The following is a 16,052-nucleotide window of genomic DNA, read 5'->3' as shown; positions in this document are numbered from 1 at the left end:
ACGGAGACGCAGCCCTCTCCCCGCCCGCGGGGAGAGGAGGAACCTGCGCCATTCCTGGCGCCCGTCGATCCAACATTTCGCGACCTCACCGGAGCCCCCACCCCCATGACGACGCAAGCCCTGGTGCAGGTGCTGGCGAGCGGCCTCCTGATGGGCTTGATCTATGCCCTGATCGCGGTCGGCCTCTCGCTGATCTTCGGCCTGATGGACGTGGTGAACTTCGCCCATGGCGAGTTCCTGATGCTGGCCATGTACGCGACCTTCGGGCTGGTGCTGGTCACCCGGCTCGATCCGGTTGTGCTGATGCCGCTGGTCGCCGCCCTCCTCTTCGTGCTCGGGGCCGCCGCCTATCTCGGCGTGGTGCGCTTCGCCATGCGGGCCAAGGCCAACCAGGGCATGGTGCAGATCTTCGCGACCTTCGGGCTCGCGATCCTGCTCCAGGGCGCCGCGCAGTACCTGTTCACGCCCGATTACCGCAACGTCCAGAACACCTGGCTCGGCGGGCGCACCCTCGATCTCGGCGGCATCTTCCTGCCCTGGCCGCAGATCTTCGGCGCCATCGTCTCGCTCGCCGCCTTCGGGGGGCTGCACCTCCTGATGAGCCGGACCGATTTCGGCCGGGCGCTGGAGGCGACGCGCGAGGACCAGGGCGCGGTGGCGCTGGTCGGCATCGACCGCAACCGGGTCTTCGCCCTCGGCTGGGGCCTGGGCGCGGCGCTGGTCGGCTTGGCCGGCGCCGTGCTGGCGATCTTCTACTACATCCACCCCCAGGTCGGGGCGAGCTTTGCCCTCATCGCCTACGTCACGGTGGCGCTCGGCGGCTTCGGCAGCGTGGCCGGCGCGCTCGTCGCCGGGATCATCGTCGGCCTCGTCGAGGCGGTCACGGCGGTGATCCTGCCGCCGGCCCTGAAATCCATCGGCGTCTACGCCCTCTACCTCGCGGTGGTGTTCGTGCGGCCGCAAGGCCTGTTCGGGAGGCTCTGATGACCACGCTGACCACCGTCCTCGCGCCGGGATCGAGCCTCGTCCGCGCCGAGGCGAGCTATGCGGCCAAGCGCCGGCGCAAGCTGGTCGTCGCCGCCCTGGTCTTCGCCGCGCTCGCAGCGCTTCCATACGGCATCACCGACGTCTACCTTCAGAATGTCCTGATCCTGACCCTGATGTATGCCGCGCTCTCGCAGAGCTGGAACATCCTAGGGGGCTATTGCGGCCAGGTCTCGCTCGGCCATGCGTTGTATTTCGGCTTCGGCGCCTACGCGACATCGGTGCTGTTCGTCAATTACGGCGTGCTGCCGTGGTTCGGCATGCTGGCGGGCGGCCTGCTCTCGGCGGCGGTGGCGCTGATCCTCGGCTATCCGTGCTTTCGGCTTGCCGGCCACTACTTCTCGATCGCCACCATCGTGATCGCGGAGATCGGCCTGCTGCTCGTCCACAACTGGGACTTCGTCGGCGGCGCGATGGGCATCCAGTGGCCGTTCAACCCGGATTCCTGGTGGACGCTGCAATTCGCCCGCGACAAGATCCCCTACGTCCACTTCGCCGTCGGCATGCTGGCTCTGGTGTGGCTCGTGACCTGGCTGATCGAGGGCTCGCGCTGGGGCTATTGGTGGCGCGCGGTCAAGGACGACGCCCAGGCCGCCGAGAGCCTCGGCGTCGAGGTCTTCCGGTCCAAGATGGCGGCGGCCGCGGTCTCCGCCTTCTTCACCGCGATCGGCGGCGGCTTCTATGCCGCTTACGTCTCCTACATCGATCCCGAGAGCGTGATGAGCTTCCGCTTCTCGCTGCTCTTCGCGCTCCCGGCGGTGCTCGGCGGCATCGGCACCCTGTGGGGGCCGCTGGTGGGGGCGGCGATCCTGATCCCGCTCACCGAGATCAGCCGCTCCTATCTCGGCGGCAGCGGCAACGGCCTCGACCTGATGCTCTACGGCGTGCTGGTGATGGTGGTGGCGCTCGCCCGGCCCGAAGGCGTGCTCAGCCTGTTTCGCCGCACCCGCAAGGCCCGCAACGAGGAGGCCACGCCGTGAGCGAACCTTTGCTGCACATCGACCACGTCACGTTGCGCTTCGGCGGCCTCGTCGCCAATGCGGATGTCAGTCTCGACGTGCCGGAGGGCCAGATCCTCGGGCTGCTCGGGCCGAACGGCGCCGGCAAGTCGACCCTGTTCAACCTGATCTCCGGCACCTACCGGCCGAGCGAGGGACGAATCGTCTTCCGGGGCGAGGACATCACCGATCTCTCCGCCCCCGAGCGCTGCCGCCGCGGCATCGCCCGCACCTTCCAGGTGCCGCGCTCGTTCGATTCGATGAACGTGCTCGAGAACGTCGTCGTCGGGGGCTTTTCCCGCCACGCCAACGCCGCCGCGGCCCGCCGCGTGGCGCTGGAAACCCTGGATTTCGCCGGCCTCAGCCATCGGGCCGAGGCGGTGGCGGGGGAGCTGACCCCGCCGGAGAAGCGGCGCCTCGAAGTCGCCCGGGCGCTCGCCACCGAGCCGAAGCTCCTTCTCCTCGACGAGGTGCTGACGGGGCTCACCCCGAGCGAGGCCAAGGCCGGGGTCGAGCTGATCCGCAAGGTCGCCGCCCGCGGCGTCACCGTCATCATGGTCGAGCACGTGATGGAGGTGGTGATGCCGCTGGTCGACCGCGCGGTCGTGCTGCATCTCGGCCGCGTGCTGGCGGAAGGCCACCCGACCGAGGTGGTGCGCGATGAGGGCGTCATCACCGCCTATCTGGGGGAGCGTCACCGTGCTGCTTGAGGTCCGCGGGCTCTCCACCGCCTACCAGGGCCTCCTGGCCATCCAGGGCGTCTCGATCGAGGTCGAGACCGGCGAGATCGTCGTCGTGGCGGGCGCCAACGGCGCCGGCAAGTCGACCTTGCTCAAATCCATCGCCGGGATGGAGCGGCCGAAATCCGGCGAGGTGGTGTTCGACGGCGCCCGGATCGACGGGTTGCCGGGCCACGCCATCACGGCGAAGGGCATCGCCTACGTGCCGGAGAACAAGCGGCTGTTTCCGCGCCTCTCCGTCGCCGACAACCTGCGGCTCGGCAGCTACCTCCACCGCAAGGAAGCCGACCGCGAGGCGCCGCTGGAGCGCGTCTTCTCCCTCTTCCCGCGCCTGAAGGAGCGCCTGCCGCAGCGGGCCGGCACTCTCTCGGGCGGCGAGCAGCAGATGCTCGCCATCGGCCGCGCCCTGATGACCCGGCCGCGCCTGCTGATGCTCGACGAGCCCTCGCAGGGCATCATGCCCAAGCTCGTCGACGAGATCTTTTCCGCCGTCGAGGCGATCCGCGCCTCGGGCACCACGATCCTCCTGGTCGAGCAGCGCCTGGCCGAATCGCTGAGTATCGCCGACCGGGCCTACGTGCTCCAGACTGGGCGGCTGATGCTCTCGGGCCCGGCGGCGACGTTGCGGGACGATCCGGAGGTGAGGCGGGTGTATCTGGGGATTTGATCGAAGTTACCGAAGGCGGGTGAGCCCGGACAGTCGAGGCCGCTTCATCAATTGTTGCTTAAAGGAAGAGGCGCGGAGAAATCCCCTCTCCCCGCGGGCGGGGAGAGGCCTGAGCTCCGAAGGGGCTCAGGAAGCCCGTAGGGCGAGGGTGAGGGGGTGTTTCCAGAGGAGCCTCACGCGTCGAGACCCCCTCACCCTCACTTCGGCTTCCGCCTCCGCTCACTTCATCGACGACAAGGTCGATGAAGTCCTCTCCCCGCCCGCGGGGAGAGGGGAAACCCGCGCCTCTTCTTTCCCCGAACAGTCCTGCTCAGGCAGGGAGACGAGAAGGATGTCGGACGCCGGAGACTCCCGCCCATCCCCCCGATGCTCTACAGAGGGCTCCGCACGGAGACCCATCGATGACCAGCCGCACCACCGAGATCACGCTTGAGCGCATCGCCCTGATCCGGCGGCTGGTCGTGGCCTGGGACCCGGCGGGGCAGGGCGCTCCGGTGATCCATCCGGACGCGCCCTATGGCAGCCTCGACCGCGACGGCGACATCGCCAACGTCACCGGCGACGACGAGGGCGCGGCGGAGGAGCACCGGGCGGTGGGCGAGGCGCTGGTCGCCTTCCTGCACCACGCCGACCTCAAGCCCGGCCGCTACAGCTACCACAACCCGCTGACCAAGCTCGACCTGTCCCACGTCTCCGACGTGTTTCGCGACGAGGCGGCCGGCACCTCGCCCGAGCAGATCGTGTTCGAGGTGGGACCGGAGCATATCGCCCTGATCCGCCGCCTCGCCATGGGCTGGGACGAGGCCAGGGGCGTCCCGGCAGTGGCGTTGCCGGCGCCCTACGGGCCGGGCTCCCTGGAGGAAGCGATGGCCCGGGCGCTCGGCGGCGCCCCGGTGGAGGATCCGGCCCGGCTGCACCGCTCGATGCAGCCGGCCCTCCAGATCTTCCTGCGCAGCGCCGACATCGCCCCGGGCGATTACGACGTCTGACAATGCCGGGGGCATGCCCCCGGCACCCACGCGTCACGGGCTGAAGATCAGCGTCAGGTAGGTGAGGAAGACCACCAGGTGGACGGCGCCCTCCAGCACCGTCGTGCCCTGGCGCGAGAAGGTGATGACGCTGAGCAGCAACGTCATGGCGAGCACCGCCATCTCGGCCGGCGCCAGGCCGAGCACCACCCGCTGGCCCGAGACGAGGCCGATCACCAGCACCGCCGGCACGGTGAGGCCGACCGTCGAGGTCACGGCGCCGAGGCAGAGGTTGATCGCCCGCTGGAGCTGGTCGCGCCGGATCGCCTTGACGGCGCTGATCCCCTCCGGAGTGAACACGATGGCCGCGATGATGACGCCGCCGAGCGCCGAGGGCGCGCCGAGCGCCTTGATGCCGTGGTCGAGGATCGCCGCGAGGCTCTTCGACAGGAGCACGATCGGCAAAAGGCTGACGAGGAGCAGCCCGGCATGGCGCAGGATCGCCCCGCGGCCGGCATCGGGGTGGGGCGCCTTCTTCTCCACGACCGTGCCCGGCTGGACGAAATCGGTGAAGAAGTCGCTGTGCCGGCCGGTCTGGAGCAGGAGGAAGATGCCGTAGAGCACCACCGTCAGCACCGAGAACGCCACCGCCTGGAACGCCGTCAGCGAGCCGTCCGGGGTCGAGGTGGTGAAGTTCGGGATGATGAGCGCGATGGTGGTGAGCGGGATGATCGCCGCCAGATAGGCGCCGGCCCCGTCGAGGTTGTAGTTCTGGCGGTGGTGGCGCAGGCCGCCGAGGATCAGCCCGAGCCCGACGAGACCGTTCATCACGATCATGATGACGGCGAACATCGTGTCGCGCCCGAGCGTCGGGGCGGCCTTGGCCCCGAGCATCACGGCGGCGACCAGCGCCACCTCGATGATGACGATCGACAAGGTCAGGATCAGGGTGCCGTAGGGCTCGCCGAGGCGGTCGGCCAGTTCCTCGGCCTCGTGCACCACCCCGAAGGCCGACCACAGGATGACGGCGAACAGCCAGGCGAACAGACCCGCCGCCACCAGCGGCGCCTCCAACCCCCCGAGCCAGCCCCCGCCGAACACCGCGAAGGCCGCCACCGTCGCCCACGCCACCGCCAACCGCACGACCATCATCTGTCCCACGCGACTCCCTTCGCTTGCGTTGCCGCAACCGTAGCGAAGGAAGCGGGGGCGTAAAGGCGAATCAGCCCCGGTGGGCGAAGGTCCAGTACAGCTCGCGGGCCTTGTCGAACAGCGGGCCGGGCGCGAAGGTCCGCTCGTCGAGGGCGGTCACCGGCACGACCTTGGCGTAGTTGCCGACCGAGAACACCTCGTCGGCCGCCATCAGGTCGTCGACGGTGAGGGTCTTCTCCACCACCGTGACCCCGGCCTCGCGCAGGAGCGCGATCACCCGGCCCCGGGTGATGCCGGCGAGGAACGTGCCGTTCGGCACCGGGGTGTAGACCACGCCGTCACGGGCCATCAGCACGTTGGCGGTGGCGAATTCCGCGACGTTGCCCAGCGCATCGCGCATCAGGGCGTTGCCGAAGCCGCGCGAGGCGGCCTCGGCGATCGCCCGCGAGCTGTTCGGGTAGAGGCAGCCGGCCTTGGCGTCGAGGGGGGCCATGTCCGGCGTCGGGCGCCGGAACGGCGACAGGGTGGCGGTGAACCCGGTCGGCGGCGGCATCGGCGCCTCGTAGAGGCACAGGCACCAATTGGTCGAGGCGGGGTCGAGCCGCACCGCACCGCCCAGCCCCCCTTCCGCCCAGTACATCGGCCGGATGTAGAGCGCGGCGTCGGGCGCGAACCGCGTCAGACCGTCCCGCACCAATTCGGCCCAGGTGCCCTCCGCGACAACCGGTTCGAGGCCGAAATTGGCGGCCGAGCGGTTGATCCGGGAGAGATGCAGGTCGAGGTCCGGGGTCACGCCCTCGAAGGCCCTGGCGCCGTCGAACACCGTCGAGGCGAGCCAGGCGGCATGGGTACGCGGCCCCATCATCCGCACGTTGCCCGGGTGCCAGGCGCCCTCGAAATAGGTCCAGGTGTCTTCTGTCGCGGCCATCGCCCGCTCCCGCTCGTCTGCCCCGCATGATGGCGCGGCCTCACCCCGGCTGTCCACGCGGGGCGGCCTTCGGCGGACGGGGGAGAGGGTTGCGAGGGAGGCGGGTCCTGGCCTCAGGCGACGTCGAAATCGCCCGGGCGTCCGGCCAGCAACTCGAGGGTGCGCATCACCGCCATGCCGACGCGGTCGGCATCGAACTTGCCGTCCTCGGTCGCCGGCTCGACGCCGACCGGGCCGACCTGGCCCCGGGGCGTGTCGATCACGACGTGGTAGACGTCGCCTTTCAGGCCCGAACGGGCGCGCACCAGCGACACGGCGTGCGGCCCGACCTCGCCGTAGGTCTTGACGTATTGCACGGGACCGCCGGCACGGGGTGTCGTGTTTTCGTCGGCCCGTGCCTTGGCTGCGCGCTGGAAATCCGGACGGATGACGTTGTCCATCTGCCTCTCCCGCTGGTTGCCGCTCAGTTTGTCATGGCTGCTCGTCGGTTGGGTCGATCGTGCCGTCCGGGCCCGTGAGGGTCCGACCGGCCGCGATGGCCCGCCATGGCGCGTTTCCTCGCGGTGTCCCGGCCGATGTTTCGGTTCTGCCGAGCTTCGCCGCGCCGTCCGGTATCGCATGGCCGGATTGCGTGCGGATTGCGCGGATTGTTGCGCGCGCTCCATCATGCGGGCGCGCCATGCGGCAGCGCCGCCCGCGGCACGAGCCGGAGCGGCGAGGAGAGAGGCCTTGATGTCCGGGCGGTCGATGGACGCGGTCAGTCGTCGCGGTGGTGCCGGTGCATACCCGGGTGGTGATGCCGCCCCATCGGCCGGCCCAGCATCGCGGCGCGCTGCTTCTGCGCCTGGTCGAGGGTGGCGTAGAGCGGCTGCGAGGCGTCGGCGAGCTTGCGCAGGGCGTCTGAGCGCGCCGCGAGGGCATCGGCCCGGGCCCGGATCGCGTCCGGCGCCGTCTCCGCCACGGGATCGTGATCCTCGCCGCGCCGGGCCTCGCGCTGGTCGCGCCGGACCTTGGCGAGGTTGCGCATCGCGTCCTCGACCGGCGGCCACAGCTTCTCCTGGTCGGGCGTGAGCTTCAGGCCGGCATGCAGGGCGGCGACCCGCGCATCGGTGAAGGCCTGGACGTCCTCGGCGCTGAGGCGGTGCCGGCCCGCCCCATCGGCCGCATGGTCGCCCGCATGCGCGACCTGCACCGGCCGCGGCGCCTGCGCCAGGGCGGTGCCGAGCAGCCCGGCGCTCAAGATCCCGGCCAGGGTCACGGTGGCGAAAACCCCGGTAGTGAGAGTGCGTCGCATGACACGGATCCTCGCGCGGCCGCCCGTCGGGCCGCCGAGGAGAAAGAGTAAGCGTGGCCTTATGGCCCGGACCTCGCCGGGAGATTACGGTTTCGTCACCCGGCGCCGGTCGACGAGGTGGCAGACGACGATCGCCGAGCAGCAGATGGGCGCGACCGGCCTGGCACCCCCTTGCCTGGCGGTTTCCTGCTGGGCCTCCTGCGCCGCGACGGGCGGTCCGAAGAAGATCGTGGTCACCCTCAGCCTCCGTATCCCGCGATCGTCCCGCCGGTCGTGGGGTTTATCGATCCCGGGTCTTGTCCTCACGAGACGACACGTTCGCGACGGGCGGCGTAACCTCACCGATGGGCGTAGCCCAAGGGCGCGAACGGAGCGGGACCGCACCCTTCGCGGGCGCTGGAGCGATTTCCGAAAGACGAGGCTGAAATCCCCTCTTTCGTCGTTTCGTTAGCGCTTGCTCTCAGGGGGCCCGGTTCGGAGTCCCGCGCCCGGGATCCTGCGGGAGCGTCTCACCGCGAAGAGCAAGGTGTCCCATGCATCGTCGTCTCGCACCGACCGCCATCGCCTCGGCCGTGGCGACACCTTCCCTCGTCACGGTGGTCATCGCGCAGCCGCAGGGCGGCCCGAACGCGGCGGCGACGGGCAAGACCGGCGCCCGGATGGGCGAGGCCGAGGCCGAGCACGCCGCCGACACCCTGGCGGCCGGCTCCGCCTCCCTGGCGGCGAGCCGCGTCGCGCTGCGGAAGGCCTCCGACGACGACGTGAAGCAGTTCGCGCGCTTCGAGGTCGCCGAGCAGGAGACCATCGCCGACGTGCTCAAGGCGATGCGCGACCCGTCCCAGGCCGCGAGCGGCCAGGTGAAGCCGCCGGCCGAGCCCGAGGTCGACGGGGCCGTCGACCCATCTCGAATTTTCGACGCCAAGCCAGAGGCTTGGCGAAGATTCGAGAACGGAACCAAAGGTCGTTTTCAACGACCGTTTTTATAACGCGGCGATACGCCTGCGACCGAAGCGACCGAGGGGCGTCCCGTCCATGCAGAACGGCTGAAGATCTCAGCAAATCTGCATGCCCGGCCCACGACAGTGCTGTTCATCCGCAGATTCGAACATCCCACCTGCCACCTCATCCTGAGGTGTTAGTCGACCAAAGATCGACTGACCTCGAAGGAGGGCTCCAGAAATCTCTGCGATCTTTGGAGCCCTCCTTCGAGGCCGCTACGCGGCACCTCAGGATGAGGTCGCGGGTGGGAGAGGCCGGCGAGGCGGCCAAATCGGTCTGTCGTGTCCCGTGTCCGTAATTCGGCTCAGAGCACCTGCGCCATCGCAACGAAGCCTGCCACCGGCACCTCCTCGGCCCTTGCCGTCTCGGGGATGCCGGCGGCGGCGAGCAGGCGGGCGGGGTCGGGGGTCGCGGCTTTGAGGCTCTGGCGCAGCATCTTGCGGCGCTGGCCGAAGGCGGCGCCGGTCACGGTTTCGAGCGCCCGGACCCGGCACGGCAGGGGCTCGGGCCGCGGCACCAGCCGCACCACGCTCGACGTCACCTTGGGCGGCGGCACGAAGGCCGCGGGCGGCACGTCGAACAGGATCTGGGCCTTGGTGCGCCAGCCGCAGAGCACGCCGAGCCGGCCGTAATTCGCCCGGTCGCCCTCGTCGGCGACGATGCGCTCGGCCACCTCGCGCTGGAACATCAGGGTCAGCGACTCCCACCAGGGCGGCCAGGCCTCCGCCGTGAGCCAGCCGGTGAGGAGCTGCGTGCCGACATTGTAGGGGAGGTTGGCGACGATCCGGGCCGGGCCATCGCCGATCATCGGCCGCGGGTCGAATTCGAGCGCGTCGGCCTCCACCACCTCCAGGCGGCCGGGATAATGGGCGGCGATTTCGGCGAGCGCCGGCAGGGCACGGGGATCGCGCTCGACCGCGATCACACGCGCCGCGCCGTGCATCAGCAGCGCCCGGGTCAGGCCGCCTGGTCCTGGGCCGACCTCGACCACCGTCACCCCGTCGAGCGGTCCCGAGGAGCGGGCGATCCGGCCGGTGAGGTTCAGGTCGAACAGGAAATTCTGGCCGAGCGAGCGGCGGGGCATCAGGTCGTGCGCCTGCACCACCTCCCGCAGCGGCGGCAGACCGTCCGGCGCGCTCATGCCGACACTCCCGTCCGGGTCAGCCGCCCGGCGAGCTTGAGGGCCGCGATCAGGCTGTCGGGCTTGGCCAAGCCCTTGCCGGCGATATCGAAGGCGGTGCCGTGGTCGGGCGAGGTGCGCAGGAACGGCAGCCCGAGGGTCACGTTCACGCCCTCGTCGAAGGCGAGTGTCTTGATCGGGATCAGGGCCTGGTCGTGGGTCGGGGCGAGCGCCACGTCGTAGGTGGCCCGGGCGCGGGCGTGGAACAGCGTGTCGGCCGGGTGCGGGCCGGTGATCCGGATGCCCTCCGCCCGCAAGGCCTCGATCGCGGGCGCCAGCACGTCGCGATCCTCCAGGCCCATCGTGCCGGCCTCGCCCGCATGCGGGTTGAGCCCGGCGAGCACGAGGCGCGGGGCGGACAGGCCGAAGCGGGCCCGCATGTCGCGGTCGACGATGCGGGCGGTCTCGACCACGAGGTCTACGGTCAAGAGCTCCGGCACCCGGCGCAACGCCACGTGGATCGTCACCGGCACCACCGCCAGGTCCTCGGACCACAGCAGCATCACGGGCATCGGCGGGGTCGCGCCGGGCTCGGCCGCGAGGGCCGCCAGATACTCGGTATGGCCGGGATGGCGGAAGCCCGCCTCGTAGAGCACGTGCTTGGCGATCGGATTGGTGACGAGGGCCGGCGCGCGACCCGCCTGCACCAGCCGCACCGCCTCGTCGATCGAGGCGAGCGTGCCGGCGGCGCTCGCCGGATCGGGGGCGCCGGGCTCCGCCGCGACGGTGAGGCCGCCGGGCAGCCGCACCACCGGCAAGGCCCGGGCAAAGGCCTGCGCCGCACTCTCGGGCGTGACCTCGCACAAGGGCACCGCGAGGCCGAGCCGGGCCGCGATTTTGCTCAAGAAATCCGGGTCGCCGATGACGAAGAACGGGGCGAGCCCGTGCTCCTCCCGGGCGAGCCAGGCCCGCAGGGTGATCTCCGGGCCGATCCCCGCCGGATCGCCCTGTGTCAGCGCGAGGGCTGTGGTCATTGCGGGGATCCCCGTCCGTCGTGGCGCGTCCCCGCGCCATGGCATCCCGGCTTCCGGTGGGCAAGAACCCCGGCGGCGGGAAGGGCCCGACCGGCCCGTCACCGGGCGGTGGCGATGCCGTCCGCCGTCGTGGTGGTGCTGAGGTTCTGGCGGAAATTCGCCTCGCCGAGGGTGCGTAGCTCGATCCGCAGCAGGAAGGTGCGGTTGCGCTCCCGCAGGCCCGAGGCGGTCTCGATCGGAGAGGACAGGTAGTTGAGCGAGATCGTCGTGCACTCGTCGCGATAGCCGAAGCCGAAGCCCGACGACGAGACGTAGAACTTGTCGGCCCGCTCGTAGACCGGTGCGGTGCCGACCGGGTTGAGGAAATAGGCCTGCGCCGCCGAGGCGTAGAACTCGCGTACCTGGAGGTAGTGCGAGAGGTCGAACAGCACCGAGCCGGTGACGAACCAGTTCGGCGTGATGTTGTAGAGGGCCGAGGCCTGCAGGCCCTCGCGGCGGCGGTCGTAACCGAGCTCGGGCTGCGCTTCGTAGCGGGCGTAGATGAGCGAGGTCTCGAGCGGCAGGAACGGCGCGAACTTCGCCGTGATGCCGCTCTCGAAGCGCTTGAGCGCGAAGGTGGCGTTGTCGAACCGGGCCCGGGTGATGAAGCTGATGTTCTGGTTCGGCGAGACCTGGAAGCGCGAGACGAAGTCCGAACGCGTGGTCTCGAGGCCCGAATCGCGGCCGACATTGTCGATGTCGCCGCGGCGGAACGAGTTGACGCCGGCGAGCGCGATCGACTCGCCGAACATCGCGTTCATGTAGAAGCCGTTGCGGCCGGTGATCGAGTACTCGGCGCCGAGATTGGCGCGCACGCCGCCCTCGACCCGGTCGTAGCCGGAGAACTTGTCCCAGGCGAACAGAGAGGTGTCGTCGAAGACGAGGCTCTGCGCGTCCTCGTTCGGCAGCCGGCCGATCTTGGTCTCGCTCGGCCGCGCGATCACCTGGGCGACCGGCGACACGGTGTGGACGCCGAGCGGGCCTAAGTCGGCGACGAAGGGATAGCGGTATTCGAGGCCGACCGCCGGCATCACCCGGCCGGAAAAGTTGGATTCCGGCGAGAACAGGTTGGTGACTTCGTTGTTCTGGTAGCCGGTCGTGTTCGGGTTCACGAAGAACGCGTCGCCGCGCAGATAGGCGAAGGGCTGCCAGCGCTGGCCGAACTCGTCCGTGAAGGTGCGCCGCCACGACACCTGGGCGGTGGCCCGGGTGGTGTCGCCGGCCAGCCCGCTCACCAGGCACTGCCCGCGCTCGAACACCGAGCAGGTGCTGTAGAGCGGGAAGGTGATGCCGTTGACGCTCGGGCTGAGCAGGTAGGTGCCGGTGCGCGGGATCTGGGTGTACTGGGTCGCGTCCCGGGTCAGGTGGGTGAAGTTCGCCTGGAACCGCACCTCGCCGCCGATCGGGTCGGGCCCGTCGCGGCGCTTGTCGTAGTCGATCACCGGGGCGACGACCGGCTGCTGCTTCTGCCAGTCGAAGGTCGACAGGCCCTTGAAGTAGTAGCCCCGCGCCTCGAACCACGAGCGGTCGCCCTGGCCGATCAGGTAGGCGGTGGAGACCGCCTCGCGGAAGTAATCCGTGCTGATCGTCTGGTTGCGGATGCGGTAATTGTCGAGGAACCACTTGTCGGTGACGCCGACGACGTCCCAGCCGGCGCGCCAGTTCGGGGCCAGGTAGAACTGGCCGGCCGATTCGATCGAGCCGCGGAAGTCGCGGTCGCCCGAGCCGAGGGGGCCGGGCAGGAAGGCGCTCGGCGTCGACTGGAAGATGCCGCTGACGCGAAGGTTGTAGAAGCCGTTGGCCAGCCGCTGGCGCCACTCGGCCTGGCCGAGCACGCCCTGCTTCGACAGGAAGGTCGGCTCGACGGTGAGGTCGTAATCGGGCGCGATGTTCCAGAAGAACGGCGTGCCGATGCCGTAGCCGAGCACGTTCGAGGACACGAAGTGCGGCGCCAGGAAGCCGGTATCGCGCCGCACCGTCGGGTCGGGCGAGTAGAAATAGGGCAGGTAAGCGACCGGGATGCCGGCCACTTCGAGGTAGGAATCCTCGTAGTAGATCCGGCGTTCCTCGTTGTTGTGGATGATCCGCGCCGCCTTGACCTGCCACAGGGGCGGCCGCTCGGGATGGTCCTTGCACGGCTCGCAGGCCGTGTAGGTGCCGTATTCGAAGGTCGTGGTCTGGCCCTCGACGCGCTCCGCCCGCGGGGCGGAGAAGCGCACCCGAGCCGGGCGGCCGCGCTGCTCGATCGTCTGCTGGATGCGCAGCGAATCGATGAAGCCGGACTTGAAGTCGTCGGTCAGCTCCATCCGGTCGCCGGTCACGACCGCGCCGGTCTCGTCGGTGAGGCGGACATTGCCCTCGGCGAAGACCCGGCCGGTGTTGCGGTCGTAGCGGACGCGGTCGGCCAGGAGGGTGCGCGGGCCGTAATGCAGCTCGGCGTTGCCGACCGCCGAGACCGTGTTGCGGTCGTTGTCGTAGACGAGTTCCTTCGCCTCGACGAGGAGCCGCTCGTTGTTGCCCTTGGCCGCGTTCTTGGCCGATCCGGCCGCCAGGCGGTCGTTGAGCGTGCCTTGCGCATACGCAAGGCCGCCCACGCCTGCCGTCACGGCAGCGGCCAGCATGACCGTCAGGGATCCCGTGACCGCGGCACCCGCGGCCTTACGCACGACTCGACCCATCCCTGCACCCGCTAGCCCCGCGCCCATCCTCCGGAGGTCAGGCATCAGCCGTCCTCCAGGTGCAGAAGCGCGAGCGTTCCGAGAAGACTCCCTACCACGGCCGGGAACCACGCCGCCACCGGTGCCGCGACCAATCCAGAGGCGCCGAGGCCCTCCATCACCTGGCGTGCCACGTAGAGCACGAAGCCCGCCGCGACGCCGCCGAGAACCATCTTGCCGATGCCACCAAAGCGGAAGAACCTTAACGAAACCGACGCCGCCACCAGCACCATCGCCAGGAACAGCACCGGCCGGGCCATCAGAACGTCGTACTGGAGACGGTAACGCGTGGCGTCGAGTCCCGCCCGCTCGGTCCGGGCGATCGTCTGGCGCAGTTGCCAGAAAGGCACGGATTCGGGTGGGGTGAAGCGCTGGCGCACCTGCGAGGGGTCGAGCGTCGAGGCGATCAGATAGGTGTCGTAGCTCTGCGGCTCCTGGTCGAGGCCTTGCACGCGCACGTCCTGCAATTCCCAGTAGCCGTCATGCAGGGTGGCGCGGGCCGCCTGCATCTGCTGGGTGAAGGCGCCCGCATCGTCGAAGGTGAAGACCGCGACGCCGGCGAGCGTCGTGGTGCCCTCGATCGCGGTCTCGGCCCGGATGATCGCCTGGCCGTCGAGGCTGCGCTGGCGGATCCACAGGTCCTTGCCGGAGCCGGCCTTCGAGGATTTGGCGAAGATCTTGGCCTCGATCTCGGTCGAGCGCTGCTTCAGCTCCGCCGAGACCGGGTTGTAGACCCCGACCGTGAAGGCGCCGATGCCGAGCGCCACCAGAACGCCGGGCTGGAGGAATTGCCAGGCCGAGATGCCGGCGGCGCGGGCCACCACCAGCTCGAGCTTGCGGCTGAGCTGGAGCAGAGCCGCCATGGCGCCGAACAGGATCGCGAAGGGCAGCACCTGCTCGGCTACGGCGGGCGTGCGAAACAAAGCCAGCCGCGCCATCACGGTGGCGGACGCCCCCTCGGCGTCGCCGGCCCGGCGCATCAGCTCGACGAAGTCGAGGGTGTAGACGAGGGCGAAGACCGTGAGGAAGACCCCCAGGATCATGCGCAGGAAGCGGGCCGCCAGATAGCGGCCGAGGGTGAAGCCGATCAGCATCGCGGTTCAGCTCGTCCGGGTCCGCAGGACCGGGACCGCCCCCGAGAGCCGGCGCAGTCGCGCGGCGATCCCGGCATTGAAGGCCCGCACCCGGTTGCCCTGAGTGGCGACGAGGAGGGACAGGGCGATCGCGACGAGCGGCACGGCATAGACCGCGATCACCGCTCCTTGACTGCGCACCGCCGCGCTCGAGGCGGCAAAGCCCGCGATCCGCAACCCCACCACGGCGGCGATGGCGCCCGCCACGGCGAGCCCGCGGCCCTGGCGGGTGGTGCGGGGATCGCCGAGCGCCGCGAAGGCGATCAGCCCGAGCGCCAGGGGATAGAGCCAGGACGAGAGCCGGTCGTGCAGTTCGGCCCGGAACCGGCCCTTGGTCAGCTTGTAGTAGGTCTCGTTCGAGTCCGGGAACATCAGCTGCACGGTCGAGCGCTCGCGCGGCTTGTAGATCGTGTCGGCATCGGGCGGCGTGAACGCCGCCAGATCGACGGCGTAGCGCTGGAAGGTGATGATCGAGGAATCGCGGCTGCCCGGCTGCTGGCGGTGGATGCTGCCCTTCTCGAGCACCAGGTAGGTCTGGCCGTCGAGATCGACCGCCTGGCCGCGCTCGGCGAGGTAGACCACGGTCTTCCCGGCTTCGCGCCGATCCTGCATGAAGATGCCGAGCAAGGCCCCGTTCGGCGCCCGCTCGCGGAAATGGAAGGTGATGCCGCTGTCGAGGCTGGTGAACTGTCCTTCCTTGACCACGTTGGCGATGAAGTCGCCCCGCACCCGGGTCAGCACGTCGCGCAGTTCCTGGAAGCTCGACGGCATCACCTGGATGGTGAGGAAGCCGATCGCCGCGCTGACGATCAGCGCCAGCGTCAGGAACGGCCGCATCAGGTGGCGCGGCGACATGCCGGCCGCGCTCATCACGATCAGCTCGGAATCGCCGTTGAGCTTGTTCAGCGCGTAGACCACCGCGATGAACAGCGCGACCGGCGCGATCACGGTGATCAGGGTCGGCAGCGACAGCCCGGTGATCAGGAAGAAGATCAGCAGGGTCTGGCCCTTGGCCGTGATGAGGTCCAGCTCGCGCAGGGCCTGCGTCACCCAGATCACGCCGGTGAGGCCGATCAGGCACGACAGGAAGGCCCCGAGGGCGATGCGGAAGATGTATCGCTCGATCTGCTTCATCGGCCGGCTGCGGTCGGGCCCCCTTCCGCGTGGATGATGGTTAGGCGCCCCCCGCCGGCCGCACAAGCACCGGGTGCCCTCAAGC

Annotated in this window: 16 protein-coding genes; 6 read left to right on the top strand and 10 right to left on the bottom strand. The window is 69.8% G+C overall.

The annotated features are described in order from the left end of the window. The first annotated feature begins 105 nt into the window (after window positions 1-105). The 5 genes from AC3AOF_RS10720 to AC3AOF_RS10700 all read left to right on the top strand — a co-directional run bounded on the left by AC3AOF_RS10720 (window position 106) and on the right by AC3AOF_RS10700 (window position 4,438). Window positions 106-984 carry a branched-chain amino acid ABC transporter permease gene (locus AC3AOF_RS10720; protein ID WP_488348507.1) on the top strand — a complete coding sequence of 293 codons (879 nt, stop codon included), beginning with the start codon at window positions 106-108 and terminating at the stop codon, window positions 982-984. Continuing rightward, the gene (locus AC3AOF_RS10715) at window positions 984-2,024 is read left to right on the top strand and encodes a branched-chain amino acid ABC transporter permease (protein WP_488348506.1); all 1,041 of its coding nucleotides are present in this window, start codon (window positions 984-986) and stop codon (window positions 2,022-2,024) included. Before AC3AOF_RS10720 ends, AC3AOF_RS10715 begins: the two co-directional genes overlap by 1 nt. Beyond that, entirely contained in the window at window positions 2,021-2,752 is a 732-nt protein-coding gene (locus tag AC3AOF_RS10710; protein WP_236992296.1) for an ABC transporter ATP-binding protein, read from the top strand. Before AC3AOF_RS10715 ends, AC3AOF_RS10710 begins: the two co-directional genes overlap by 4 nt. Further along, window positions 2,745-3,449 carry an ABC transporter ATP-binding protein gene (locus tag AC3AOF_RS10705; protein ID WP_236992919.1) on the top strand — a complete coding sequence of 235 codons (705 nt, stop codon included), beginning with the start codon at window positions 2,745-2,747 and terminating at the stop codon, window positions 3,447-3,449. Before AC3AOF_RS10710 ends, AC3AOF_RS10705 begins: the two co-directional genes overlap by 8 nt. Window positions 3,450-3,850: 401 nt before the next feature. Further along, on the top strand, window positions 3,851-4,438 hold the full coding sequence (locus tag AC3AOF_RS10700; protein ID WP_236992295.1) for a hypothetical protein: 588 nt from the start codon (window positions 3,851-3,853) through the stop codon (window positions 4,436-4,438). 33 nt (window positions 4,439-4,471) lie between these two features. Here the strand turns inward: AC3AOF_RS10700 and AC3AOF_RS10695 are convergent, their stop codons facing one another. From AC3AOF_RS10695 to AC3AOF_RS10675, 5 genes are all read right to left on the bottom strand, one after another. Beyond that, the gene (locus AC3AOF_RS10695; protein ID WP_488348976.1) at window positions 4,472-5,569 is read right to left on the bottom strand and encodes a calcium:cation antiporter; all 1,098 of its coding nucleotides are present in this window, start codon (window positions 5,567-5,569) and stop codon (window positions 4,472-4,474) included. Between the two features lie 70 nt (window positions 5,570-5,639). Then, window positions 5,640-6,497 carry a branched-chain amino acid aminotransferase gene (locus AC3AOF_RS10690; protein WP_236992294.1) on the bottom strand — a complete coding sequence of 286 codons (858 nt, stop codon included), beginning with the start codon at window positions 6,495-6,497 and terminating at the stop codon, window positions 5,640-5,642. A 113-nt stretch (window positions 6,498-6,610) separates the two neighbouring features. Then, window positions 6,611-6,937 carry a hypothetical protein gene (locus AC3AOF_RS10685; protein ID WP_236992293.1) on the bottom strand — a complete coding sequence of 109 codons (327 nt, stop codon included), beginning with the start codon at window positions 6,935-6,937 and terminating at the stop codon, window positions 6,611-6,613. A 317-nt stretch (window positions 6,938-7,254) separates the two neighbouring features. Further along, window positions 7,255-7,791 (bottom strand): Spy/CpxP family protein refolding chaperone, encoded by a 537-nt coding sequence (locus tag AC3AOF_RS10680; RefSeq protein WP_236992292.1) that lies wholly within the window; start codon window positions 7,789-7,791, stop codon window positions 7,255-7,257. Between the two features lie 84 nt (window positions 7,792-7,875). Further along, the gene (locus tag AC3AOF_RS10675; protein WP_236992291.1) at window positions 7,876-8,028 is read right to left on the bottom strand and encodes a hypothetical protein; all 153 of its coding nucleotides are present in this window, start codon (window positions 8,026-8,028) and stop codon (window positions 7,876-7,878) included. 296 nt (window positions 8,029-8,324) lie between these two features. Between AC3AOF_RS10675 and AC3AOF_RS10670 the strand changes: the two genes are divergently transcribed. Further along, a complete protein-coding gene (locus AC3AOF_RS10670; protein ID WP_488348505.1) occupies window positions 8,325-8,777 on the top strand; it encodes a hypothetical protein in 453 nt (150 codons plus the stop codon). Between the two features lie 317 nt (window positions 8,778-9,094). Here AC3AOF_RS10670 and rsmA read toward each other — a convergent pair whose 3' ends face one another. The 5 genes from rsmA to lptF all read right to left on the bottom strand — a co-directional run bounded on the left by rsmA (window position 9,095) and on the right by lptF (window position 15,967). Continuing rightward, the gene (gene rsmA / locus AC3AOF_RS10665; RefSeq protein WP_488348504.1) at window positions 9,095-9,931 is read right to left on the bottom strand and encodes a 16S rRNA (adenine(1518)-N(6)/adenine(1519)-N(6))-dimethyltransferase RsmA; all 837 of its coding nucleotides are present in this window, start codon (window positions 9,929-9,931) and stop codon (window positions 9,095-9,097) included. Beyond that, complete coding sequence (gene pdxA / locus AC3AOF_RS10660; RefSeq protein ID WP_236992288.1) at window positions 9,928-10,944, bottom strand: 4-hydroxythreonine-4-phosphate dehydrogenase PdxA; 1,017 nt, start codon at window positions 10,942-10,944, stop codon at window positions 9,928-9,930. Before pdxA ends, rsmA begins: the two co-directional genes overlap by 4 nt. A gap of 98 nt (window positions 10,945-11,042) precedes the next feature. Continuing rightward, window positions 11,043-13,706 carry an LPS-assembly protein LptD gene (locus tag AC3AOF_RS10655; RefSeq protein ID WP_488348503.1) on the bottom strand — a complete coding sequence of 888 codons (2,664 nt, stop codon included), beginning with the start codon at window positions 13,704-13,706 and terminating at the stop codon, window positions 11,043-11,045. Continuing rightward, window positions 13,706-14,794: an LPS export ABC transporter permease LptG gene (gene lptG, locus AC3AOF_RS10650; protein WP_236992286.1), complete on the bottom strand. Its 1,089-nt coding sequence runs from the start codon at window positions 14,792-14,794 to the stop codon at window positions 13,706-13,708. Before lptG ends, AC3AOF_RS10655 begins: the two co-directional genes overlap by 1 nt. 6 nt (window positions 14,795-14,800) lie before the next feature. Next, window positions 14,801-15,967 carry an LPS export ABC transporter permease LptF gene (gene lptF, locus AC3AOF_RS10645; protein WP_236992285.1) on the bottom strand — a complete coding sequence of 389 codons (1,167 nt, stop codon included), beginning with the start codon at window positions 15,965-15,967 and terminating at the stop codon, window positions 14,801-14,803. Between the last annotated feature and the right edge of the window lie 85 nt (window positions 15,968-16,052).

It is taken from the genome of Methylobacterium sp. 142-1Y (assembly GCF_057747795.1).
Note: the sequence above shows the minus strand (reverse complement) of the source record. Positions and strands in the feature narration are given on the sequence as shown.